Source organism: Pseudomonas sp. NLJ1 (genome assembly GCF_049486705.1).
GTDB lineage: Bacteria > Pseudomonadota > Gammaproteobacteria > Pseudomonadales > Pseudomonadaceae > Aquipseudomonas > Aquipseudomonas inefficax.
Map to the genome: position 1 here is coordinate 4954488 of NZ_CP137735.1, position 21147 is coordinate 4975634.

General features: G+C 62.5%; 20 protein-coding genes and 1 pseudogene. 8 read left to right on the top strand and 13 right to left on the bottom strand.

Going from position 1 to position 21147, the window contains the following annotated elements:
• Positions 1 to 132: 132 nt before the first annotated feature.
• Both R9B85_RS22405 and R9B85_RS22410 read right to left on the bottom strand, forming a co-directional pair.
• Positions 133 to 1890: an OPT family oligopeptide transporter gene (locus tag R9B85_RS22405; RefSeq protein WP_112252273.1), complete on the bottom strand. Its 1758-nt coding sequence runs from the start codon at positions 1888 to 1890 to the stop codon at positions 133 to 135.
• 130 nt (positions 1891 to 2020) lie between these two features.
• A complete protein-coding gene (locus R9B85_RS22410; RefSeq protein ID WP_423770583.1) occupies positions 2021 to 2821 on the bottom strand; it encodes a hypothetical protein in 801 nt (266 codons plus the stop codon).
• 227 nt (positions 2822 to 3048) lie between these two features.
• Between R9B85_RS22410 and R9B85_RS22415 the strand changes: the two genes are divergently transcribed.
• A complete protein-coding gene (locus R9B85_RS22415; protein WP_252192252.1) occupies positions 3049 to 3867 on the top strand; it encodes a hypothetical protein in 819 nt (272 codons plus the stop codon).
• 378 nt (positions 3868 to 4245) lie between these two features.
• A complete protein-coding gene (locus tag R9B85_RS22420; protein ID WP_207879497.1) occupies positions 4246 to 5439 on the top strand; it encodes an ATP-binding protein in 1194 nt (397 codons plus the stop codon).
• Between the two features lie 9 nt (positions 5440 to 5448).
• Here R9B85_RS22420 and R9B85_RS22425 read toward each other — a convergent pair whose 3' ends face one another.
• The 6 genes from R9B85_RS22425 to R9B85_RS22450 form a co-directional block, all read right to left on the bottom strand.
• Complete coding sequence (locus R9B85_RS22425; protein WP_353844723.1) at positions 5449 to 5718, bottom strand: YkgJ family cysteine cluster protein; 270 nt, start codon at positions 5716 to 5718, stop codon at positions 5449 to 5451.
• Positions 5719 to 5720: 2 nt separating this feature from the next.
• Complete coding sequence (locus R9B85_RS22430; protein ID WP_112252269.1) at positions 5721 to 7343, bottom strand: hypothetical protein; 1623 nt, start codon at positions 7341 to 7343, stop codon at positions 5721 to 5723.
• Positions 7344 to 7405: 62 nt separating this feature from the next.
• A complete protein-coding gene (locus tag R9B85_RS22435) occupies positions 7406 to 8506 on the bottom strand; it encodes a chemotaxis protein (RefSeq protein ID WP_112252268.1) in 1101 nt (366 codons plus the stop codon).
• A 104-nt stretch (positions 8507 to 8610) separates the two neighbouring features.
• Complete coding sequence (locus R9B85_RS22440; protein WP_112252283.1) at positions 8611 to 9630, bottom strand: helix-turn-helix transcriptional regulator; 1020 nt, start codon at positions 9628 to 9630, stop codon at positions 8611 to 8613.
• Between the two features lie 383 nt (positions 9631 to 10013).
• Positions 10014 to 10208: a helix-turn-helix domain-containing protein gene (locus tag R9B85_RS22445; protein WP_243432442.1), complete on the bottom strand. Its 195-nt coding sequence runs from the start codon at positions 10206 to 10208 to the stop codon at positions 10014 to 10016.
• 7 nt (positions 10209 to 10215) lie between these two features.
• A complete protein-coding gene (locus tag R9B85_RS22450) occupies positions 10216 to 10356 on the bottom strand; it encodes a hypothetical protein (RefSeq protein ID WP_243432443.1) in 141 nt (46 codons plus the stop codon).
• On the opposite strand from R9B85_RS22450, the pseudogene R9B85_RS22455 reads away from it, so the two are divergent.
• Positions 10353 to 10637: pseudogene (locus tag R9B85_RS22455) on the top strand (phosphohydrolase); the annotation flags it as partial. The gene R9B85_RS22450 and the pseudogene R9B85_RS22455 sit on opposite strands and share 4 nt — an antisense overlap.
• Positions 10638 to 10902: 265 nt before the next feature.
• On the opposite strand, the gene R9B85_RS22460 reads toward R9B85_RS22455, so the two are convergent.
• From R9B85_RS22460 to R9B85_RS22470, 3 genes are all read right to left on the bottom strand, one after another.
• Positions 10903 to 11835: a 5'-nucleotidase gene (locus R9B85_RS22460; RefSeq protein WP_112252267.1), complete on the bottom strand. Its 933-nt coding sequence runs from the start codon at positions 11833 to 11835 to the stop codon at positions 10903 to 10905.
• An 84-nt stretch (positions 11836 to 11919) separates the two neighbouring features.
• Positions 11920 to 12411, bottom strand: a complete 492-nt coding sequence (locus tag R9B85_RS22465; RefSeq protein ID WP_013972028.1) for a DUF1543 domain-containing protein — start codon at positions 12409 to 12411, stop codon at positions 11920 to 11922.
• Positions 12412 to 12625: 214 nt separating this feature from the next.
• The gene (locus R9B85_RS22470; RefSeq protein ID WP_112252266.1) at positions 12626 to 13540 is read right to left on the bottom strand and encodes a LysR family transcriptional regulator; all 915 of its coding nucleotides are present in this window, start codon (positions 13538 to 13540) and stop codon (positions 12626 to 12628) included.
• 94 nt (positions 13541 to 13634) lie between these two features.
• On the opposite strand from R9B85_RS22470, the gene R9B85_RS22475 reads away from it, so the two are divergent.
• The gene (locus R9B85_RS22475; RefSeq protein WP_207879499.1) at positions 13635 to 14810 is read left to right on the top strand and encodes an MFS transporter; all 1176 of its coding nucleotides are present in this window, start codon (positions 13635 to 13637) and stop codon (positions 14808 to 14810) included.
• Positions 14811 to 14962: 152 nt separating this feature from the next.
• Here R9B85_RS22475 and R9B85_RS22480 read toward each other — a convergent pair whose 3' ends face one another.
• The gene (locus R9B85_RS22480; RefSeq protein ID WP_423770584.1) at positions 14963 to 15586 is read right to left on the bottom strand and encodes a glutathione S-transferase family protein; all 624 of its coding nucleotides are present in this window, start codon (positions 15584 to 15586) and stop codon (positions 14963 to 14965) included.
• Between the two features lie 204 nt (positions 15587 to 15790).
• Here R9B85_RS22480 and R9B85_RS22485 point away from each other — a divergent pair, with 204 nt between their 5' ends.
• The 3 genes from R9B85_RS22485 to R9B85_RS22495 all read left to right on the top strand — a co-directional run bounded on the left by R9B85_RS22485 (position 15791) and on the right by R9B85_RS22495 (position 17938).
• On the top strand, positions 15791 to 16093 hold the full coding sequence (locus tag R9B85_RS22485; RefSeq protein WP_207879503.1) for a DUF3077 domain-containing protein: 303 nt from the start codon (positions 15791 to 15793) through the stop codon (positions 16091 to 16093).
• Between the two features lie 79 nt (positions 16094 to 16172).
• Positions 16173 to 16895: a hypothetical protein gene (locus R9B85_RS22490; RefSeq protein WP_112252262.1), complete on the top strand. Its 723-nt coding sequence runs from the start codon at positions 16173 to 16175 to the stop codon at positions 16893 to 16895.
• Positions 16896 to 17017: 122 nt separating this feature from the next.
• Positions 17018 to 17938 (top strand): LysR family transcriptional regulator, encoded by a 921-nt coding sequence (locus R9B85_RS22495; protein WP_423770585.1) that lies wholly within the window; start codon positions 17018 to 17020, stop codon positions 17936 to 17938.
• A 473-nt stretch (positions 17939 to 18411) separates the two neighbouring features.
• On the opposite strand, the gene R9B85_RS22500 is transcribed toward R9B85_RS22495, so the two are convergent.
• Positions 18412 to 19716, bottom strand: a complete 1305-nt coding sequence (locus R9B85_RS22500) for an MFS transporter (protein WP_375149208.1) — start codon at positions 19714 to 19716, stop codon at positions 18412 to 18414.
• 266 nt (positions 19717 to 19982) lie between these two features.
• On the opposite strand from R9B85_RS22500, the gene R9B85_RS22505 reads away from it, so the two are divergent.
• Positions 19983 to 21146: an iron-containing alcohol dehydrogenase gene (locus R9B85_RS22505; RefSeq protein ID WP_313854041.1), complete on the top strand. Its 1164-nt coding sequence runs from the start codon at positions 19983 to 19985 to the stop codon at positions 21144 to 21146.
• Position 21147: the final 1 nt, after the last annotated feature.

Sequence of the window (21147 nt, forward strand, 5' to 3'; positions counted from 1 at the left end):
CATCCTCGTTGGGGTGAGCCAGGCAATGAGGTATAGCAGAGCGGCGCGGCCGCTGCTGCGTGTACGGGTGGCCATCGGTCAGAACGTCGTAAATGGCGCGCGGGTGCGGCATGGCCGCGCCATTGCCAAGCGCTACAGCATCCGCACCATCTCCCAGAACGATGCCGCCACCCCGGTGATGCTTTCCCCGGCAATCAGCCCCGCTGCGGCCGTGATCGCAAACCGTTCTGTAATGCTCGGCCAACGGCAACCGACCAGCCAGGTAACCACCGCGCCGAGCCCCATCATCATACTGATCGACGCCGGCAGTATGAACGCCAGCCCCAGCGCGCCGGTACTCGGCAGCCAGCGCGCCACCCGTTGCGGCAGCAGGCTGTCCAGCGCGCCCAGCAGTACGCCTGCCGCGCTGCCGGCCACGATCGCCCAGCGCAGCTCCGGCGACAGCGCCCCCAGCCCCTGCATCAGGGTCTGGGCCACGGCCTTCCAGGTCGCCACGGCCGGTGCTGGCCATTGCTCGGTAAGCAGCAGGGTGTGCGGATCGGGAATCAGCACCAGGTACACCAGCACGCCCGCCACGCTGCCGACGAGAATGCCCAGGCACTGTGCAATCAGTTGCTTGTGTGGCGTCGCGCCGATCGCCTGGCCAACCTTGAAGTCATTCATCAGGTCGGTAGCTTGCCCGGCCGCGCCACCGGCAGTGTTGGCACTCATCAGGTTGATGGCTACCTGGCCCGGGGCAACCAGGCCAAAGCTGAGCTGCGACAGCTTGCCGATGGCGCCGATCGGCGCAATGCCGGTGGCGCCGACCACGCGCGCGGCGACCACCGCAAGGCATATCGCCAAGGGAATGCTCAGCAGCGCCATCCACCAGTCGATGCCGAACAGCAACGCTTGTAGCGCCACCACCAGCGCAATGGCCAATAACAGCCCGCACGCAGGTGCCAGGGAGAACCGCCCAAGGGTGTGCGCTGCCCGATTTGCCTGCAGCTCGGCGGGCCTTTGCCGGGGCATTTGCAACAGGCGAACCGACAATGAAGTCAGGGTCGCGCATACCATCAGGCTCACGCCCGGCCACAATAGCCATTCCACCAGCGCGGCGAACTGTGGGCCGCTGGCGTTCGGGGCCAGCACCACCAGGGCGTGGTCGATCAGCCACGGTGCCAGCCCGCCCCAGGCCAGCGCGGCGCCGAACAGCAGCGTCAAGCCCACGCGGATGCCGATGATGCCGCCGAAGCCGACCAGCATCAGCGAAGGATCGAGCGTGAAGGTCAGGCGCTCGAGCGCAGGCGAGGGTGCCCAGCGCGGTATCGCCCAGACGAACCCGTCAATCCACTTCACCAGCCCCGACAGCAACGCGGCACTGCACAGCACCTTGATCCGCATCATGGCTTCGTGGCCGTGGTGGTAGATCTGCTGCAATGTCTCCAAGGTCGCCATACCCTCGGGGAACTTCAGGCCATGGTCGTCGAGCAAGGCGGGGCGCAGATACCAGGCGATCCAGATGCCCAGGAAGCTCACGGAAAACACCCAGGCCATCATCGGCAGCGGGTCCAGCTGGTGACCGGTGAGCAGGGTATAGGCGGGGATCGGCGCGACCAGCCCGCCGGAAACGATCGACGCGGCGGCCGAGGCCACTGTCTGGTTGATGTTGCTTTCGTGCAACGTCCAGGCGGGCCGGCCCTTGCTGCGCCCCGCCAGGCCCTGCCACAGCGCGAAGCCGACCAGCAAGGCGATGATCGACATGTTGAACGACCAGCCGATCCGAAGGCCCGCGTACACATTCGAGGGCGTCAGCAGAATGCCCAGCGCTACGCCGGTGAGCACCGCCCGCAGGCTCAGTTCACGTTCGATGCGAACCGGGGGAAGGGCGGCGGACGGGGCAGGTCTCATGGCAATCCCTTGACGCAGTGGTAAGCGCGCTTTGCACAACTGAGCCCCTGCTGCCGCAAAGGTTCACTGTTGCTTGCGGTTGTGCAGGCTGCTTACCAACAGGTACATCGTGCTTGTCCGCCCTGGCGACTCACTGGGTCAGTATTTCGACATATTGACGATAGAGAGCCTCCTTCTGCGCTGGCGACATGTTTTGCGCAGGTACGTACTCGCTGAAAATGATCCCGGTATAGTCCGGGAAGCTGGCCTCCGTCAGGCGCTCCAGCGGCAAGTTGAGCAGGGCTTCGTCTACAGCTTCGATAAACTTCTCAAGGCTGACTGGCTCGCCTTCACTGCTCAGCTCCACCCACACAGCACCCTGTTGAAAGACAGTGCTATCCCACGCGCCCCTGAACAGGTACTGCGCCAGCAGTTTCAGTGCGTGGTCATTCCACAGGCGGTAGGTTTTGTATTTTTCCTCATACTCATCACATACGCGACCGACGATATCCTGGAACGTCAGGCCCAGTTTGCCTGTGTTGCATCGCAGGCGGAAGTCATCCTCTTCTTGCGTAAACCCGACTTCGTTCTTCACGGGGTGAGAGGTGCACAGTTTGAGCGCCACTGCATAGGAACTACCGATCAGGCGATCATCATTTCGACCCATGCTGGCAACATTTCGCACGATGAGCCTGGCGAGGTAGTCGAGCAGTTCCTTGACGATATAGTCCCGCTTTTTCCTGGCCCAGGCCTCATCGTAAACAGGCTGCCGACCGTCATACACGACGTTGCCCGGAGTGCCTGGCTCCAGCAGCCGCTCGAAGCGAGCCAGCGGTAAGCCAAGGCCGTAGGCTTCCTCGAAATTGCGCAGCCCTTGCTTTATGTCCTCGATCAGTTGGTCGCGTTCGGCGATCTGATACTCGTCCAGGCCATGATCGGCGCCGTATTTCATTCCATTGCCTCGGTTGTCGAAGGGGCCAGAGTTGGTCGTGCGGCAAAATACTATCACCGAGTAGACCGGGGCAGGATAGCCCTTCAGCGTTGGCAATGCTGCTGTCGCAGCCCATGCGTACGCTTGCCGAAGCCAGCATAAATTGGCACTCTGCGTTGCAATATCAAAAAGATATCATGCAGTGTTCCAGGCCCTGTGCATGGACGCTTCGATAAAAGGGATTTCCCATGCCGCACGCTGTAAAAACGATCACTCAGGCGCTGGACGAAGCACGCGCCTTGATGGCCGATTGGGTCGTACCAGAAGGCGCCAGTGACGCCGATACATTGGGTGAGCTCGTCGGGGTGCTGGATAACCGCACCCTGAACAACGCAATGCGCACGCTGTCCGCGCCATTCCACCAGGGTATCAACCGCAAACTTCTGGCCCCGCGTTACAAAGTCGCCTTCGACCTGCTGCACAAATACGGGGTGATGGTTGACCCTGGCTCGCTCAGCGATGAGGTCATCGAGCGCCTTTATCCGCGGGTCAACTACCCCCGCTTCAGCTACGGGCAGACCTTGCGTGAATGGAGCGACGCGGTGCTGGGGGAGGGTGAGCAGGTGCAGTTCTTCCTGCCGCAGGCACCGCGTCGCAATACGCACCTGGCTACCGTGCAGTTTCTCAGTGATGACATTCGCGAGCTGACCGATGCGTTGGTCAAGGCCGCCTGTTCGGCTGATGAGGCAGAGGTGGAAGCCGCTGTCGAGGACAGTGCCTATGAGCCGGAAGTGCGAGCGGAGCCGTCGTCGGGGCTTGCCACCGAGGCTCAGGACATTACTTCGGGCGCGCGGCGTGGCATCAACACCCTTATTGCCTTGGGCGAAGAGGCCGAGGAGCGCTGGTCGCCCGCCATGCGCGAGTGCATTGCCGCGGTGAGAAAGGATCACGAACGAGATGATGAGGCCGACACCCTGGAGGTGATGGTCGAGCTGGTCGACCGTCTTGACAGGCTGGCGCGTGAGGCCCGCAGGCTTCTTCAAGAGCGCGGCACAGCTGCAAATTGACGGCTTTTCGTCCCGACACGCCGCAGTGGTGAAGAAGCAGATCGAAGCCCGCTCGCGGGCGATGCTGGCACTTGTCTTGGCTTACTGCGGGTTCCGGTCAGTTAAGTAAATTGGGGCTGTTTTGCGGCCCTTCGCGGGCTTGCCCGCTCCCACAGGTATAGTCTGGAGTCAGAATGCGCACGGTTCCTGTGGGCGCCTTGAGCAAGAGTATCTCCCCAGAACACCAGTAGAACTCGCCATCAGAGAGTGGGCGATGTGAGCGATGCGCTGTGCGCAGGTAATCTGGTTCGGGTGCACCCTCTTGCATTGCGTTGCCGAATCAAGTGAAATTAGTTAAGTTATCTAAATTCGATAACTTTCTTAATCTCGGTATAAGTCATGGACCCGATCGCTAATCCCTATTCCCCGGGAGCAGGCGCGCCGCCGCCGGCATTGGCTGGTCGCGACGCATTGCTCAAGCAAGTAAGCATCGCAATCGCCCGCATTCGCCGGGGCCGGGCGGCGAAGAGCGTGCTGATGGTCGGCTTGCGCGGCGTGGGCAAGACTGTACTGCTCGAAAAAATGCGCATTGAAGCCGAGGCCGAGGGCGTTCATGCCATACGCATGGAGGCGCCGGAAAACCGTTCGCTACCCGCACTGTTGGCGCCTCAACTGCGCTTGGCGCTGCTTCGCCTGAGCCGGGTGGAAGCGGCTCGGGACCTGGCTCAACGGGGGTTGCGAGCCCTTGCCGGTTTTGCAAAGTCGTTGAAGGTTGCCTACGCGGACATAGAAGTAGGCCTGGACCTGGAGCCGGAACCTGGCCTGGCTGATAACGGTGACCTGGAAGGCGACCTGGCGACCTTGCTGGAGGAGGCCGGCAAGGCCGCACAGCGCGCCGACACGGCGCTGGTGATGTTCATCGACGAGTTGCAGTACGTTGCCGAAGATCAGTTGGCCGCGTTGATTACAGCCTTGCATCGCTGTGCCCAGGGCCAGTTACCTGTCACGCTGGTTGGGGCTGGCCTGCCTCAATTGCGCGGCCGTTGTGGTAACGCGAAATCCTATGCGGAGCGACTGTTCGATTTCCCTGAGATCGGCCCGCTTGCTCCTGAGGCCGCAAGGTTTGCGGTAGTACGGCCTGCAGAAGATGAAGGCGTGGAATTCGAAGAGGCGGCGCTGGGAAGTGTGCTGGCACATTCACAGGGCTATCCCTACTTCCTGCAGGAGTGGGGCAAGCATTCATGGGATGTAGCCTCGCAGAGCCCCATCACCAGCGCCGATGTCGAGACCGCTTCAGAGCAGGCGATTGCCACACTGGATGAGAGCTTCTTCCGGGTGCGCTTTGACCGCCTGACGCTTGCGGAAAAGAAGTACCTGCGTGGCATGGCGGATCTGGGTGCTGGTCCGCATCGCTCTGGGGATATTGCGGCGCGCCTGGAGCGGAAGGTTTCCACGCTCGCGCCGTTGCGTAGTGCATTGATCGATAAAGGGATGATCTATAGCCCGAACCACGGTGATACGGCGTTCACGGTACCGCTCTTCGATGAGTTCATGCGACGCATCATGCCGGGCGATGATTGGCGGATGGCGTAGGCAGCAGATCTAGCCTTGTGGCGACTGCTCTTGCAACACCTCGCATACCTGAACATTCAGCTTCACAAACTCATCCCAGCCATACCGGTTGGCGTAGTGCAGCTCATATTGCCGATCCACCCGGCATATATCGGGCCTGTCGTTGTAGATCGTGCAGCGCCTGCCGGGCATGTCATGATGTCGACAGGTGCCGTCCCCCCGGTCGAGGAAGCGCGTTTCCTCGGCCAGGTGAACGTTTCGGCAGCACAGGCCGCACTGGTTACACGGAAACGGCTGCATCCTTACACCAGCGAGGCCAGCCAGTCGCGAGTGCTCGCACTGTTGCCCATTTCAAACGGCAGCTCGATGTTGCGCTTGGCGACCTCTGCTTTCAGCACCATGCCGCGCTGCAGTTCATCGTTGCACGCTATCAGTGTCAGCGAAAACGCTTCAAGTTCATCAGCATCCAGGTTGAACTCAAGCTTGCCCAGCTCGGTCAGGTAACGGTCCAGCTCTGCGTTTACCGACTCGAAGTGCTTGACCACGCCGGCGTGGGGCATGATCGACTCGATGAAGGCCCAAAGCTTGTGGGCCACTGGGCTGTGCAGCAGGAAGTAGTTCAGGCCCAGGGTGACCACGCCGGTGACCAGTGCGCTGGCAAACGCCACCAGTTCACCGCCGAACGGGAAGCTGCACAGTGGCAGCAGTTGGGCATGCACCATGGTGCCCACCACAGTGGCGGCGCCGAGGGACATCAAGCTGGTAACGGCCTTGCAGAGGTCGACGAAGCCCAGTTGTTCGGGGTTGAAGATCATCAGTTTGATGGCCTTGACCAACTGGCCCCAGACCTCGCGGATGATCTTGACTGCCATGACCTTGGTCGTGGCGAACACATTGAACAGCGTGGTGGTCGCGCTGGCCATGACGCCAGCGAAAACACCATCCTTGAAACCGATGAGAAAGTCCGTGAAGCGTTTTTGCACGCGCGTCCAGATGCCTTTCAAGGTGCTGTTGACGCTGTCGATGAAGGTTTCGAAGTCGAACTTGTGCTTGAGTTTTTCAAGCAGCGCCGGCACCTGCCCGCGCAATTCGAACCACACTTCGGCCAGCACCAGGCCAAGCATCTGGCGGGCACCCATTTTCAGGCCTGCATCCAGCGACGCGCAAGCGCTCTGCTTCCAGAACTTGCTGCTGGTGTAGTAGGCGCGGTTGATCTGTTCGTTGTAGGGCGCCCGGGCAGCCTCGTCCCGTTTACGCATCTCATCGGGGTCGATGGCCTTCAACGTTTCGATCTTGTTTTCGTCTTTGCGAATCTGATCTTCCAGCACGCGTGCGTTGTGCTGTTGCTCGGGGGTGTCACGCGGCAAGGTAGCCAGGCGTGCTCGGTCCTTTGCCAGTTTGGTTTCGCTTCTGCCGATCAGCTCGGGCAAATCGCGGAGGTAGTCGTTGATAGGCGTCTGGCCTTTCGACTTGTTGATGCTCTCGTGGGTCGTTTGCAGGTTGCTGCTTTGGTTCGCCAGCTCGACACCGTCTAGCCCGGCCAGCACGCGGCCGGCATCGTCATGAATTTCCTTGGCACTGATAACGTGATCAAGGTTGCGCTTCTGGGCTGCAGTCAACGTGGTGTTGCGGTAAGGGTCGTGAAGTTCGCCAGCCAGGTGGGTGGCTTTGTCCCTGCGCCCTGTCTCGATGTAGTTTTCGTGCTGATGGTACGGATCCGGGTTGTAGTCGCCGCGCTTTTCAAAGCGTTGCTTTTCCTGCTCCGTTGCCCAAACGCCATTGCGTGCATTGTGGATGGTGTCCACCTCGCCGCCGTGTTTGTCCTGGAACAAAAGAAAGTCCAGGCCAAAACTGGTGGCCAGGCTGGTGACTACGGTTTTCTCGAGCTCTTCAGCCCAGGGATAGTCTCGCGCTGCGGCGTGCATGTTCGGATCCATGAAAATCGAAAAGGGGGAGGAGGGGAAGGCGAGCCTTCCCCGGGACGGCATCAGGCTGCTTCGACCTTTTCTGCTTCAGTGCTGGCGCTGACCATCACTTTGTCGAGTTCGCTCTCGTTCAGGATCATCGAACCGTCGTTGTCCAGTTCCATGGTCGGAACGCCATCTTTGTCCTTGGCGACCTGACCGTTGACCTTCTTGAGCTTGAAGATCGGGGTGGTGATGACGTTCACCAGAATGGCCGCCAGGGCGTAGCCGTTTTCGATGGTGCGCACGATCGACTCGTTGTGCTTGGCCAGTTCCGCCTTGGCATCGACGTTGCGGCCTTTGAGGTCCTGCAGGAAGCTGTCGATGTCCTTCAGGCTGTCGAAATACTGATTGAACTGGGCGTAGATGGACATCAGCGAACGACGGATCTTGCGGGTGTAGTGTTCTGTTTCACCGAGCATTTCGGTGGCGCGGGCAAGCTTGCCGACTGCCGCTGTAACGTCCTGGTCGGCTTTGCGGGCGTTTTTCAGCGCTTCCTCGCCGTGGCTGTTGTAAGCCCAGCCAGCAATCGCCAGAACCGGGGCGGCCACTGCGGCGCCCAGAATTGCGGTACCGCCTGCCATGCCCAGGCCACCAGTAGCCAGAGAGCCGCCACCGATTGCCGCCAGGGTGGCGTTGGTAGCAGCAACACCAGCCAGCGACGAAATGGCGGTGCCGGTCGAAGCCGCACCCAGGGCCATTACCCCGCCATAGACGGCGAAGCCCGCCGCAGCGCCTGCAGTACCTGCACTTGCTACGGTACCCAGCACGCCAACAGCAGTGAAGCTGTAGCTGTCGACCTTCTGCAGGTTGTGCTTGGGAATGTTGACTTCCAGTTTGTGCTGGCGGCCAGCGTTCATCTGGTCCAGCAGTTTGTCGGCCAGTACCTTGAATTCAGCAAAGCTCTGGCCGATCTCCAGTTCCTTTTTCCCCAAAGCTTCGAGAGCGGAAGTTGTTTTGGTTTCCTGCTCGTCAAAGATTTCCTTCTTCGCCTCGTAGCGTTCTTGGGCGCCTTTGACAATTTCGTCGGCTTCCGAATGACGTTGGTATCCGTCGTAGCCTTTCTTGGCTCCGTAAGCAGCTGTAACCAGAGCGGCGGCGCCGAGGATTAGAGGAAGCGGCATGGCAATGTCCTTTTGGTGAATATCGATATCTGTCTAGGTTTGCTTTCGCGCTCACATTGAGCGGAGGCAGCGGAAAATCGGCACAACGTACTGCAGGGTTGAGGTCAGGCGGGGCAAGCTTCCAGGTAGAACGCTTGCATCGAGCGCAAACGCTGGCGGATCTCGTCGACCCAGACCTGTGGGGCATGTAGGCGGATGTTGTCGTTGAGCGCGAATATCCACCAAAGCGTCTCCCGGTCCAGTGGTACCGTGGCACGCAATCGCTTCCAGTCCTCTGAAGGCAGGTCTGTCAATTCCTGTTGGTGGCTGAGGGGCGTCTCGTGCAACAAGGTGGCGATCTGCGGATGAACATCGGCGATCAGTTCTACATGGGCGTCGGACTGGCGCAGGTTGAATACGCCGCTGGCGATGTAGTCATCGACATCGAAGCTGCTGTGCAACTCGGCAGCTTCGCCGAGCACTTCGATTTGCTGGATGCGATGCAATGCAAACTGGCGCAGGTCACTGTAGTCATCAACCGTCGCAACCAGGTAGCTGATGGCATGGCGCGATACCAGCCCGGCCGGATGCAGGCGAAATTGCTTGATGGCATCTTTGCTGCGGCTTCGATAGCTCACCTGCAATTGCCGACGCTCGAGCAAAGCGCTGGATACCTGTGCCCATACTTCAGGCAACACCGCAGCCGGGATCAAGGTTTTACCGTTGGGCAATGCACGAACGCGCCGCGCCCAATCGGCCAGGCTATTGGTGCCTACGCCATGCAGGTAGTTACGGGCGCGGCGGAACTGCGGGCCCAGTTGGTCCAGGACTGTTTGCGGCAACAAGGCATGCAGATGGTTTTCGGACAGGTAAAGCGCCAATGCCGTAGGTGCATCCATGTCTTGCAGTTGCAAGGGCGCGTTACGGGTGAAGCTCCAGCGAAAAGGCATCTCGCTGTCGTCGCACACAAGGGAGAAGGGGATGGACAACCGATTCAGGTCGCGTTGAATGGACCGCAGCGTGACCGAAAATCCGCGATCGCGAAGTTTCTCCAGCAACGTGGGGGTGGCAATGCGCTGCGGCTCTGTCGGGATAAGACGGAGCAAGGCAAACAGTCTGAGCAGCGTGTCCTTCGCTTGTGACATGAAAACGACCTTGTTCTGGATCACCGGCTGCCCGGCACGACTTCTAGCTGTGCGGATCGTACCGGTGAATGGTGGCCATATGCTAGTGGTAATGGCGGTTTAATGGCGCTTTTGCGCGCCAATTTTTATCGCCTTGGTATTGCGCGGGCTTTGCGGGCTCACTGCCGTTGCGCTTTTTCGCGTTTGAGCTCGCTGTACTCGCGATACCACTCGTATCCCTTCTTCACCACCACGGCAAAGCCGATGACTGCAAACAGGTCTCTCATATTCGTTTTCCTCCTGGCTTGGTGTGGGTAGCTTTTGCCAGGAGGACGACAACCTGTGTCGCTGGGGGGCTGATTGGCGTTGCACAACGCGTGAACGCCACGCTTATCAAGGTCTCCTCACCCCGACCGCCCAAACCGCTTGCGATACTCTGCCGGCGTAACCCCCACATGCTTCACGAACGCCCGCCGCAACGTATCCGGATTGGCAAACCCGCACAGCGCCGCCACCTGCTTCGGTGCCTCCCGCCCAGCCTCCAGCCGCGCCCGCGCGGCATTCACCCGTGCCAGCTCCACCCACGCCGCCGGGGTCATCCCCACATCACCCTGAAACACCCAAGGCCAGCGCCAGGTCCAGCCCGGCCGTTACCCCCGCAGCGGTACGCAGGTTGCCGTCATGCACCTGAATGGCATCGGCATCCACCTGCACCCGCGGGTAACGCTCGGCCAGCGGCTGCGCCACGGCACCCGCTGATCGCTCTGGTCACGGCGGGGGTGGAAACCGATGTGCTGGGGCTGCACCACGAAGGGCTCGGGATTGCCGCACGGGATGCCGTGGTCCAGGCGCACCCGCGTGGGGAGCGGTTCAAGGAGGCGATCATCCAGGCGTTTTACGACGGGATCCGGCACAAGCCGCAGACCACGTTTGGCAACGTGAAGGCGGATGTGATCGCGGACAAGGAGCCTGCATTCCGGCCGGGGAATTTCTGCAGTGTTATTCGGCAGTCCTGCTGGGCGAGCTGAGTAAAGCGGGCGCAGGATGGGAGCAGCTATCTTGCTCAAATTCTAAAAGTTGGCGCGAATCCCTGTAGAGCGGCCTTGTGTCGCGATGGGGCGCGAAGCGGCCCCAGGTTTTCAGCTTCGCAGCATAGATTGCCGGGGCCGCTGCGCGGCCCATCGCGACACAAGGCCGCTCCTACAAGGGCCAGTGCTGGCTTGAAGAGATATCCAAGACAGTTGCTCCTACAGGCAATGAGGCAACCTGACGGGCAAGACAGAGCCCGGTCGCCTAGCGCTCGCGATTCGCCACCCCGAACGGTACATGCACCATCGGCAAGTCCCCCGCCGGCGACTGCAGGTGGCTGCGCTGGTCATCAAAGAACACATGCGGCTTCAATATCGACAGCACCCTGGGTTTTTCCATCCCGCCCAGAAAGAAACACTCGTCCGGCGATACGCCCCAGTCCTTCAACGTCGTCACCACCCGCTCATGCGAAGGGGCATTGCGCGCCGTCACGATGGCAATCCGCAAGATTCGCTTGTACGCCGGGTCTTCGGCCAGCTTGCGGTCCTCGAGCATGCGAATCAGCGAAAGCTTGCGGTACAGGTCCGCCAACGGGCCCGGCGAATGCGGTATGCCTTTGCGCGCACGCTCATGCTCCTGAAACTCGTTCAGGTTGTCGTCGCGCTTGTACACGCGCTCGGCCTCGTCATCGGCAATCACCCCGTCAAAGTCGAAGGCCACCCGCAGTTCGGTATCGATCTCGTCATCGTAGATGCGTGTCGGCAGCACCCGCCCGGCCGGGTAGTCGGCGTCGATGGCTTTCTGCACATCCTCCTCGTTGGCGCTGAGGAACAGCGAGGCATTGAACGCCGGGATGTACTCGTAGGGCGAGCGGCCCGACATGAACGCCGCGCGGGTGATGTCCAGCTGGTAGTGGCTGATCGAGCGAAACACCCGCAGGCCGGTTTCCGGCGAGTTGCGCGACAGCAGCACCACCTCCACCGGCAACTGCTCGGGGAAGGCCTGGTTGATGCTCAGGAAGCGGCGAATGAACGGGAACGCCACACCCTTGGGGAAGGGTTCGTCCAGGTTCTGCTGCTGGTGCTGCCGGTACGCCTCGACGCCCTGGGTCTGGTAGATGTCGTCCGAGACGGTGAGGTCGAACAGCGCGCTCGAAGCAACGCCGATGACCAGTTTCTGTTCGATGGGGTAGGGCATGAAGCAACTCCTGAGCATGAGCTGAAGGCAAGTGTACCCGTGCGCTGTGACGAAAGCCTTCGGTACCAGCACGCGCTATCGGCATCAGATGAGGATGTAGTCGCTACGCACCATCAGCGGCTCATGCGCCCCTTCGACCAGGTGCACGAACTGCCCTGCCACCTGGTCGATCGCCAGGCAATCGTCGACATCCAGCAAGGCATCGGTATGCGGCTTCAGCCAGTCCGCCTGCATGCGTTGCTTGCCCAGGGCCTTGGCCTCGGTCTTGCTGTGGGCGGTGACCAGCAGGTAGCGGTGGGCCTCGCCGAACACTTCGCGTTCATAACCACCGAGGTTGATGAAGTACAGGCGCAGCGCACCGGGGGCGGGGGCGTGCGGGCGCAGTTCGATGCGCTGGCCGTCGACACCATGCACTTCCAGCCACGAATCGATGTGCAAACCTTTCGGGCTGCCGAACCAGGCCTGGCGCAACTGCGGGTAGGCCTGTTCGAAGGTGTCGGCCAGGGCGAACACCACATCGTGGACTTCGATCTTGGCGCCGGGGTGGCGGCCTCCGAGCATGACGACGTAAAGCATGGGTGGTCCTTTGCGGGGCTAACGTAAGAATGCGGCATTGTACTGCCTGATTCGCGGATGCCGCTTTCATGGAACTGCACAGGACTCATTGAATTAGCAGGGCCCCTGTGGGAGCGGCTTTAGCCGCGAACACCGGCGCAGCCGGTGCCAGGCACTGTGTTGGATTCTTCGCGGCTAAAGCCGCTCCCACAGGGTCCGCGTACCGTTTGCGAATTCAGTTCTCTGCGCGACAGCTCCGGCCTGACAGTTGCTCCACCAGAAAATCCACGAACACCCGCACCCGCGCGGGCATCGCCGGGCCGCCGACGAACACCGCATGGATCGGCTCGCGATCACCGGGGTTGTACACCTCCAGCAACGGCACCAACTGCCCGCTGGCCAGGTCATCGGCCACGGTAAAGGTACCGATGCGCGCCACGCCGGCGCCGAGCCTGGCCAACTGCGCCAGAGCCTCGCCGCTGCTGCATTCGATATTGCCCGTCACCTTCAATGAAAACCCCTGCCCGTCGCGGCAGAACGGCCAGTCGGGCGCGGCGCGGCGGAAGTTGAAGCGCAGGCAGTTGTGCCGAGCCAGGTCCTCCGGCACAAGCGGCGTACCGCAGCGCGCCAGGTACTCAGGCGAAGCGACGATCACCTGGCCGGTTTCGCCAATGGCACGGGCGCTCAACGAACTGTCCGGCAGGTGGCCGAAGCGCAGTGCCACATCGGCCTGGCCGCCGAGAATGTCGGCCACTTCGTCACTGAGGGTAAGGTCGACCAGCACCTGCGGGTAGCGCGCACTGAATGCTGCCAGCAACGGCACCACGGTCAGGCGACCATGGCCCAGCGCTGCGCTGACCCGCAAGCGCCCGCGTGGCACGCCCTGGTCGGTGATGGCCTCTTCCACTTCGAGCAGGTCGGCCAGCACCCGCCGTGCACCGCGCAGGTACGCTTCACCCTCGGGCGTGAGGGTGATCGCCCGGGTGGTGCGCAGCAGCAGGCGGGTGCCCAGGCGCTGTTCGGTGCGCGCGAGGATGCGGCTTACCGCCGAAGGCGTCAGGCCCAGCGCCCGGGCGGCAGCGGACAGGCTGCCCTCCTGCGCCACCTTGGCGAATATTTCCATCTCCCCGGATCTTCCACTGAAGTCCATTTGTGCCTCTTCAGCAAAGGTGGTTCGCAAAAATGCAGTCTAGTGCGGCTCAGCTTCGGATCGTAGCATTTGCAGCACAGATAAGGAGCTTGCCATGCGTATCAATCCACCTCTTGTCGCACTCGCCATCGGTGCCTTCGGCATCGGTGTCACCGAGTTCGCCCCCATGGGCATGTTGCCCAGCATCGCCACCGACCTTGGCGTCTCCATCCCCGCAGCCGGGCTGTTGGTCAGTGCCTATGCGATCGGTGTGCTGATCGGTGCACCGTTGATGACCCTGGCCACGGTGAAGATCCCGCGGCGTTACCTGCTGATTGGGCTGATGGCCATCTTCACCCTCGGCAACCTGATGTCGGCCCTGGCCAGCGACTACGCCAGCCTGCTGGTCGCCCGCGTGGTCACCTCGCTGAACCACGGTGCGTTCTTCGGCATCGGCTCGATCGTCGCGGCCAGCGTGGTGCCGCCCGAGAAGCGCGCCGGGGCCGTGGCCGCCATGTTCATGGGGTTGACCCTGGCCACCATCGGCGGTGTGCCGCTGGCGACATGGTTCGGTGAAATGCTGGGCTGGCGCACGGCATTCTGGGGCATCGCCGGGCTCGGCCTGGTGGCAATGACCACCCTCTGGTACGCGCTGCCCAATGTGCCGTCGCCCAAGGGTGGCGGGGCCATGGCCGAAATCCGTGTGCTGGGCCGCGGGCCGGTGCTGGCGGCGTTGCTGCTGACTGTGGTGGGCTCCAGTGCGATGTTCACGGTATTCACCTACATCGCGCCGATCCTTCAGAGCGAGGCGGCAGCGTCCACCACCTTCGTCACGGCCATGCTGGTGTTGTTCGGTGTCGGCCTGACCCTGGGCAACGTGTGGGGTGGCAAGGCCGCCGACCGCTCGATCGACCGTACCCTGATGCTGGCGCTGGCCGTGCTGATTGCGGTATTGCTGGTGTTACCGCTGGTGATGGACTGGTCGCTGCCGACTGCGCTGGCGATCCTGGTGTGGGGCGTTGCCAGCTTTGCCCTGGTGCCACCGCTGCAGATGCGGGTGATGGAGGCGGCCAAGGATGCGCCCAACCTGGCGTCGGCAGTGAACATCGGGGCGTTCAACCTGGGTAACGCGATTGGTGCGGCACTGGGCGGGGCGGTGATCAATGCCGGGCTGGGGTATTCGGCGGTTTCCCTGGCGGGGGCGGCGATGGCGGCGGTTGGTTTGGTGATGGTATTGATGTTTGCCTGGCGTGGGCGGGCGGTAGTGTTAGGGGATCGGGCAGCGGTGTAATGGCTTGAGATCCTGGGGGCGCTTTGCGCCCCTTTCGCGACGCAAGGCCGCTCCCACAAGTCAAGCGAGCGCCATCCTGTGGGAGCGGCCTTGTGTCGCGATGGGCTGCAAGGCAGCCCCACAGTCCTGCCCCGGTCGTTAACCTGTTGCCATCACGGCGTACCGTTACGGCCATGCAGGTGATAGGCCGGGCGTTCGCTCAGTCGCTCGTAATAATCGCGCACTGCCGGCAGGTGCGGGTGCTCGAACGGCGTTTCGAACCAGCGGTTGACCGACAGGCCAATGGGGATGTCGGCCAGGGTGAACTGGCCACCGGCCACATAGGCACTGGTGTTTGTCAGCTGGCGGTCAAGAATGTGCATGTAGCGCGCCCAGTCCGCGCAGCCGGCGGCCAGGGCCTGTGGGTCCTGGTGGGCGGGCGAGTGCCTGACCAGCGACATGAACGCGTAGCTCCAGGACCGGTTGAGGTCCGAGGCCTGCCAGTCGATCCACTGGTCGATCCTGGCCCGCGCCTGTGCCTCACCCGGGTAGAACGCGGTGGCGCCATAGCGCGTGGCCAGGTAGCGGATGATGCTATTGGACTCCCACAGGGTGAAGTCGCCATCCTGGATCACCGGGATCATGGCGTTGGGGTTCAACGCAAGGAATTCGGCGCTGTCCGTGGGCTTGAAGCCTGCCCCCCAGTCTTCGCGCTCGAACGCGACCTCGAACTCGGCGCACGCCCACAGGACTTTTCGAACATTGATGGAGGAGGCTCTGCCCAGTATCCGTAGCATGGTGTTCATCCTTGTGGGGGGGAGATTGATCGTCCGTCACTGCCGGTTGCCGGTCAAGAGCCTGAGTGGCGGCGGAGCATCCACTTTGTAGGGTTCTTGTAGTCCATTTCCGAAAGTAAGCCTTTCCACCCCCAAGGTTATTGTGGCGGGGCAGGCAGCGCCCTAGTCTCGGCACGCTCGTAACCCCGAGGAATGGACATGGACATGGACAAAGACACTCCGAAAGAAAACAGCAAACTCAATGTCGTGAGCGCAGCAAGCCGTTTTGGCAACGGCGGTACCGAACTGGTGCAGATGAACGCTCAGCTGACGATGCGCACCGCGTTGATGGAGGCCTCGAGCATCATGGGCTGCATTACCGAACTCACCCGCAAGGCCATCGACCGGCCCGGTGACCGAAAGGCGATGATGCAGGCCACGTACTACCTGGCAGGCATGGCCAAGGCATTGATCGATGGCCAGCTGCAACAGTTGCGCCAGGCGCGGGCAGGCGAGCAGGAGCCTTAGTCAGGCTTGCCTGGGGACCATGAACTTGGCACCCTTGGCCAGCTTGAATCGCCTGTATCACGACAGAAGGAAGTTCGCATTGAGCTGGGACAAGGTGGGGAAACTCCTCGTAGCCGTGCTGCTTGGCCTGGTGGTCCTGCTGGCCGCCTATGGGGTGCTCAGGGGCAACCCGCGCCTGGAGGCATCGCTGACCTATGCCTACCTCACCTATCCCAGCCAGTTCAGCGAGCGCATCAGCAAGGCCAGCGAACAGCTCAAGTACGAGCAGTTGCAGGGGCGTATCAACTCAATCAGCGAGGGCAGGCTGAGCCACGATCAGGTCGAGCGGCTGATCGAAACGGCCCAGGCGCCGTATGCCCAACTGTTCGCCAAGCCCTTCGAGGCCGGGTTGGTCGACCACCGCACCGGTCTGCTCATCGAGCTGCGCAACAGCGGTGATGCGCAGGTGCGCCAGGTAAAAATCCGCCTGCCGGCGAAGGGCCTGGTGCAGGTGCGTGATGCAGCTGGCAATGACACCATCCTGGAAACCTCCACCATGCAAGCGGATATCCCTGTCATCGAGCCAGGTGGTACATGCAAGGTATGGGTGTATTTCGACGCGGACTATTCGCAGATCCGCCAGGGCGGGGTCAGCATCAGTCACGCCGATGGCAATGCCGACATACAGGTGTCCCGCGAGGTCATCGGTTTCCCGGCCTGGGTAGCGCGCTACAGCCGCGAGCTGTTGGTACTGCTGGGCCTATTGGCGGCCAGCGTGCTGGGCCTGGGGTATGCCTGCCTGTCGCGTCGCAACCCACGCTGAATGCTCCTACAGGCAACGCGGGCATGTTTCTGGGGCAAAGGTCATTTGCCGCGAACTCAACAATCGCCCGCTGACTACCCTCTATAGTGCTCGGCATTACAAGACCATGCCGAGCCTGCCCGATGATTCCCTCCCTGGACTCCATTTTTTCCCGCCTGCGCCTGCGTCAGTTACGCCTGCTCATCGAACTGGACCGCTGCGGTTCCCTGCACAAGGCGGCGGAGGCCATGGCAATTTCCCAGCCCGGAGCCACCAAGGCCTTGCGCGAGGTGGAGGAGGTGCTGGGTGTGCCACTGTTCCAGCGTCTGCCCAGCGGCCTGGTGGCCAATGACGCAGGTCGTTGCGTGGTGCGATATGCGCGGTTGATCCACAGCGACCTGGGGCATTTGCGGGAAGAGGTGCTTGGCATCGTCCAGGGCCAGGGTGGACGGCTGGCGGTAGGCAGCATCATGGGGGCCATGCCGACCCTGGTCGGCGCCCTCGGGCGTTTGCGCAGCAAGCAGCCGCAACTGGCGGTGGAGATTGCCGAGAACACCAGTGCCAACCTGCTGGCCCAGCTCGATGAAGGTCGCCTGGACCTGGCCATCTGCCGGCCAGGGCTGGGCCGTAACGCGGCGGACTATGCCTTTGTCGAACTGGCCCACGAGCCGCTGGCGGTGGTCGCGCACCCGCAGCACCCGCTGGCCGGGGCGGCGGGGCTGGAAGTTGGCGACCTGAGCCAGTACCGCTGGATTGTCTATCCGGCCAACATGCCCATGCGCCAGGCGCTGGAGCGTGAGTTGAGCGAGGCGGGGGTGGAGGTGCCGCGTTATCCAGTGGAAACCTTCTCTACCTTCGCCACCTTCATGTTGCTGGAAGACGACCCGACACTGGTGGCGGTGATCCCCAGCGCGGTAGCGGCCTTTGCCGAGCAGCGCGGGTTGCTGGTGTCGCTGGCAGTGAAGCTGCGGGCACTGAGCGAGCCGTTCGGGATCGTGCACCGGGTAGCAGCGCCGCTGTCGCCGGCGGCGCGGTTGCTGGTGGAGGAGCTTACGGCCGGTTGAGCCCTGTTGCGGCCCCCTGTGGGAGCGGGTTTACCCGCGAAGAACACGACGCGGTGGATGGCACCGGCTGCGCCGGTGTTCGCGGCCACGGCCGCTCCCACAGGTACAGCGTAAGCCCGAAAGCCTGCGCCGTACCTGTGGGAGCGGGCATGCCCGCGAAGCAGGCGACGCGGTGGATGGCACCGGCTGCGCCGGTGTTCGCGGCTGAAGCCGCTCCCACAGGTACAGCGTGAGCCTGAAAGCCTGCGCCGTACCTGTGGGAGCGGGCATGCCCGCGAAGCAGGCGACGCGGTGGATGGCACCGGCTGCGCCGGTGTTCGCGGCCACGGCCGCTCCCACAGGTACAGCGTGAGCCCGAAGCCAGCGCTGTACCTGTGGGAGCGGGTTCACCCGCGAAGCAGGCGACGCGGTGGATGGCACCGGCTCTGCCGGTGTTCGCGGCCAAAGCCCCCAGGAATCTCGCAATCTCGATCTCAGAACTGCCGCTCGCGGTAATCGATCAAGCTGGAAAACACCGCAATCAACACCGCCGCTACCACGAAGAAAATCAGCGCGAAGAAGTAATCGCCGGTGAACTGCACGATCAGCCCGATCACGATCGGCACCAGCACTCCGGCCATGTTGCCGCAGAAGTTCATGGTGCCACCCAGCACGCCGGTGCGCGACGGCCCACCAATGATCGCCGGCAGGCACCAGTACATCCCGCACCAGCGGATGAAGAACATCGCCACGCACAGCAAGCTGATCACCGCGACGGTTTCGCCCACATAGGCTGCCGCCAGGATGCACAGCGCCGCCACCATCGCCGAACCGCTGAACATGGTGCGCATCACCAGGTTCGGCGAGGCACCGCTGGCCCGCCAGCGGTCACCGATCCAGCCTCCGATCAACTCGCCGACAAACCCGCACATGAAGATCAGGAAGGTCGCCCCGCCCATGGCCGAGATGTTCAGGCCATGCGCCTTGTGCAGGTAGCTCGGCATCCAGGTCAGCAGGCCGTAGAACACCGCCAGGATGCAGCTGTAGCCGGCGAACATGGCAAAGATCGAACGGTCCTTGAGCAGTTCGCGCAGCGGCAGGCTGGCCTTGGCTGCCGCGGCATGGGCGCTGGCGTTGCCTTCGGTGATGTGGCGCAGTTCGGCCTCGTTCACCCCCGGGTGCTCGCTGGGGTGGTTGCGGATGTACTTCCACGCCAGGATGCCGGCCAGCACGGTGCCGACCCCGGCCACCACGAAGGCCAACCGCCACGAGCCCAGCCAGGCAATCAGCCCGGAAATCAGGATCGCCCCCAGGGCGCTGCCCAGCGGCGCACCGCCATCCACCAGCACCGCGCCACGGCCACGTTCGTTGGGCGTCAGCCAGGCGCCATTGAGCTTGGCCCCAGCGGGCATGATCGGCGATTCGGCTACACCCAGGCCGATGCGTGTCAGCAGCAGTACCAGCCAGTTGTGCGAGGCCGCACCCAGTGCCTGGAACAGGCCCCAGGCCACGGTCGCCGCGCCAATGATGCCGCGGGTGTGGAAGCGGTCCAGCAGCATGCCGCCAGGGATCTGCATCAAGGCATACGACCAGAAGAATGCACTGAGCATCAGCCCTTCCATGGCCGGCGTCAGGTTGAACTCGGGGGCAATCAGCGGCAGCGCTACCGACAGCGAGGCGCGGTCGATGTAGTTGATTGCGGTCAGCAGCAACAGGATCAGGAAGATGCGCCAGCGCACCGTGGTCATCGGGGCCGCAGCGGGCAGCGCCAGGTCGGCCGGGGAGGGGATGGTCTTCATCGCAGGAGCTCGTTGTTGTGATTATCGGGAGGCGTAGCAACTACGCAGGCCGATTGTTGGAGCGCTGCCAGCAGAGCGGGTAATGAAAAGAGCTGATCCGCCAATAACGCCAGCTTATTACCCAGCCAGGGGATAAGCAGCGGTTATTGGCGGATCAGCTCTTTTCATTATCTGCGGCCCTGGTCCGCGCTCTAGATTGCCCCGGCACGGCCCGCCAGCGTCACGGTGGGCACAACAAGAACAACGCAGTTGCCTGAGGACCCCTCATGAGCCAATTCCAGTTCCATTTCCCCACCATTGCCAAATGTGGCGCGGGCCTGGCCGACCAGGCCGGTGCGCTGCTCAAGCCGTACGTGGACGGCACCCTGCTTGTGGTCACCGACCAGGGCCTGATCGACGCAGGCATCCTGGCCGGTTTCTTCGCCTCGCTGGAGCAGGCGGGCATCGACTACCAGCTGTTCAGCGCCGTTGAAGCCAACCCCAGCACCGACGTGCTCGATGCTGCCGTGGCGCTGTTGAAAGAGCGCAACTGCACCGCCGTGATCGGCGTGGGCGGCGGCAGCAGCATCGACACCGCCAAGGGCGTGGCGGCGATGGCCACCAACCCTGGCAACATCCTCGACTATGAGGGCTACGACAAACTGACCCAGCCACCGCTGCCGATCTTCGCCATCCCGACCACCTCGGGTACTGGCAGCGAATGCACGGCGTCGACCGTGTTCACCAACAAGCGCACGCTGTTCAAGACGGTGATCGTCAGCCCGCGGCTGTTCCCGCGCCTGGCCATCCTCGACCCGGCACTGACCCTGAAGCTGCCTGCGGCCATCACCGCCGCCACCGGCATGGATGCCCTGACCCACGCCATCGAGTCGTATGTGTCGCGCCAGGCCAACCCGATCAGCCAGGCCATGGCCCTGCAAGCCATTCGGATGATTGCCGGCAGCCTGGAAAAAACCTACTTCGTCGGCACCGACATGGCGGCCCGCGAGCAGATGCTGCTGGGCTCGTTCCTGGCCGGGGTGGCGTTCTCGCAATCCAAGCTGGGCAACGTGCATGCCATTTCCCACACCTTCGGCGGGGTGTTCAACATCCCCCATGGCATCGCCAACGCCGCCCTGCTGCCTTACGTGATCAAGTTCAACCTGCCAGCCTGCCCGGAGCGCTTCCGCGACATCGCCATTGCCCTTGGCGCCGATGTGACCGGGCTCGGCGTGGAGCAGGCTGCAGCGCGCACGGTAGATGCGGTGGTGGCCCTGAACCAGGCCATCGGCATCCCCGCCACCATTCGTGAACTGGGTGTGGACCTGGAGTTCCTGCCGCAGATGGTCAGCGACTCGATGCGCAGCGGCAACGTGCTGGTCAACCCACGCCTGACCACTGCACGTGATGTCGAGCGCCTGATCACCGACGCCTACCACGGCAACCTCTGAA

Excerpts from the sequence above, each read along its gene's own strand:
- R9B85_RS22405 (WP_112252273.1), bottom strand. The coding sequence starts at position 1,890 with ATGAGACCTGCCCCGTCCGCCGCCCTTCCCCCGGTTCGCATCGAACGT.
- R9B85_RS22410 (WP_423770583.1), bottom strand. The coding sequence starts at position 2,821 with ATGAAATACGGCGCCGATCATGGCCTGGACGAGTATCAGATCGCCGAA.
- R9B85_RS22415 (WP_252192252.1), top strand. The coding sequence starts at position 3,049 with ATGCCGCACGCTGTAAAAACGATCACTCAGGCGCTGGACGAAGCACGC.
- R9B85_RS22420 (WP_207879497.1), top strand. The coding sequence starts at position 4,246 with ATGGACCCGATCGCTAATCCCTATTCCCCGGGAGCAGGCGCGCCGCCG.
- R9B85_RS22425 (WP_353844723.1), bottom strand. The coding sequence starts at position 5,718 with ATGCAGCCGTTTCCGTGTAACCAGTGCGGCCTGTGCTGCCGAAACGTT.
- R9B85_RS22430 (WP_112252269.1), bottom strand. The coding sequence starts at position 7,343 with ATGCACGCCGCAGCGCGAGACTATCCCTGGGCTGAAGAGCTCGAGAAA.
- R9B85_RS22435 (WP_112252268.1), bottom strand. The coding sequence starts at position 8,506 with ATGCCGCTTCCTCTAATCCTCGGCGCCGCCGCTCTGGTTACAGCTGCT.
- R9B85_RS22440 (WP_112252283.1), bottom strand. The coding sequence starts at position 9,630 with ATGTCACAAGCGAAGGACACGCTGCTCAGACTGTTTGCCTTGCTCCGT.
- R9B85_RS22445 (WP_243432442.1), bottom strand. The coding sequence starts at position 10,208 with ATGACCCCGGCGGCGTGGGTGGAGCTGGCACGGGTGAATGCCGCGCGG.
- R9B85_RS22460 (WP_112252267.1), bottom strand. The coding sequence starts at position 11,835 with ATGCCCTACCCCATCGAACAGAAACTGGTCATCGGCGTTGCTTCGAGC.
- R9B85_RS22465 (WP_013972028.1), bottom strand. The coding sequence starts at position 12,411 with ATGCTTTACGTCGTCATGCTCGGAGGCCGCCACCCCGGCGCCAAGATC.
- R9B85_RS22470 (WP_112252266.1), bottom strand. The coding sequence starts at position 13,540 with ATGGACTTCAGTGGAAGATCCGGGGAGATGGAAATATTCGCCAAGGTG.
- R9B85_RS22475 (WP_207879499.1), top strand. The coding sequence starts at position 13,635 with ATGCGTATCAATCCACCTCTTGTCGCACTCGCCATCGGTGCCTTCGGC.
- R9B85_RS22480 (WP_423770584.1), bottom strand. The coding sequence starts at position 15,586 with ATGCTACGGATACTGGGCAGAGCCTCCTCCATCAATGTTCGAAAAGTC.
- R9B85_RS22485 (WP_207879503.1), top strand. The coding sequence starts at position 15,791 with ATGGACAAAGACACTCCGAAAGAAAACAGCAAACTCAATGTCGTGAGC.
- R9B85_RS22495 (WP_423770585.1), top strand. The coding sequence starts at position 17,018 with ATGATTCCCTCCCTGGACTCCATTTTTTCCCGCCTGCGCCTGCGTCAG.
- R9B85_RS22500 (WP_375149208.1), bottom strand. The coding sequence starts at position 19,716 with ATGAAGACCATCCCCTCCCCGGCCGACCTGGCGCTGCCCGCTGCGGCC.
- R9B85_RS22505 (WP_313854041.1), top strand. The coding sequence starts at position 19,983 with ATGAGCCAATTCCAGTTCCATTTCCCCACCATTGCCAAATGTGGCGCG.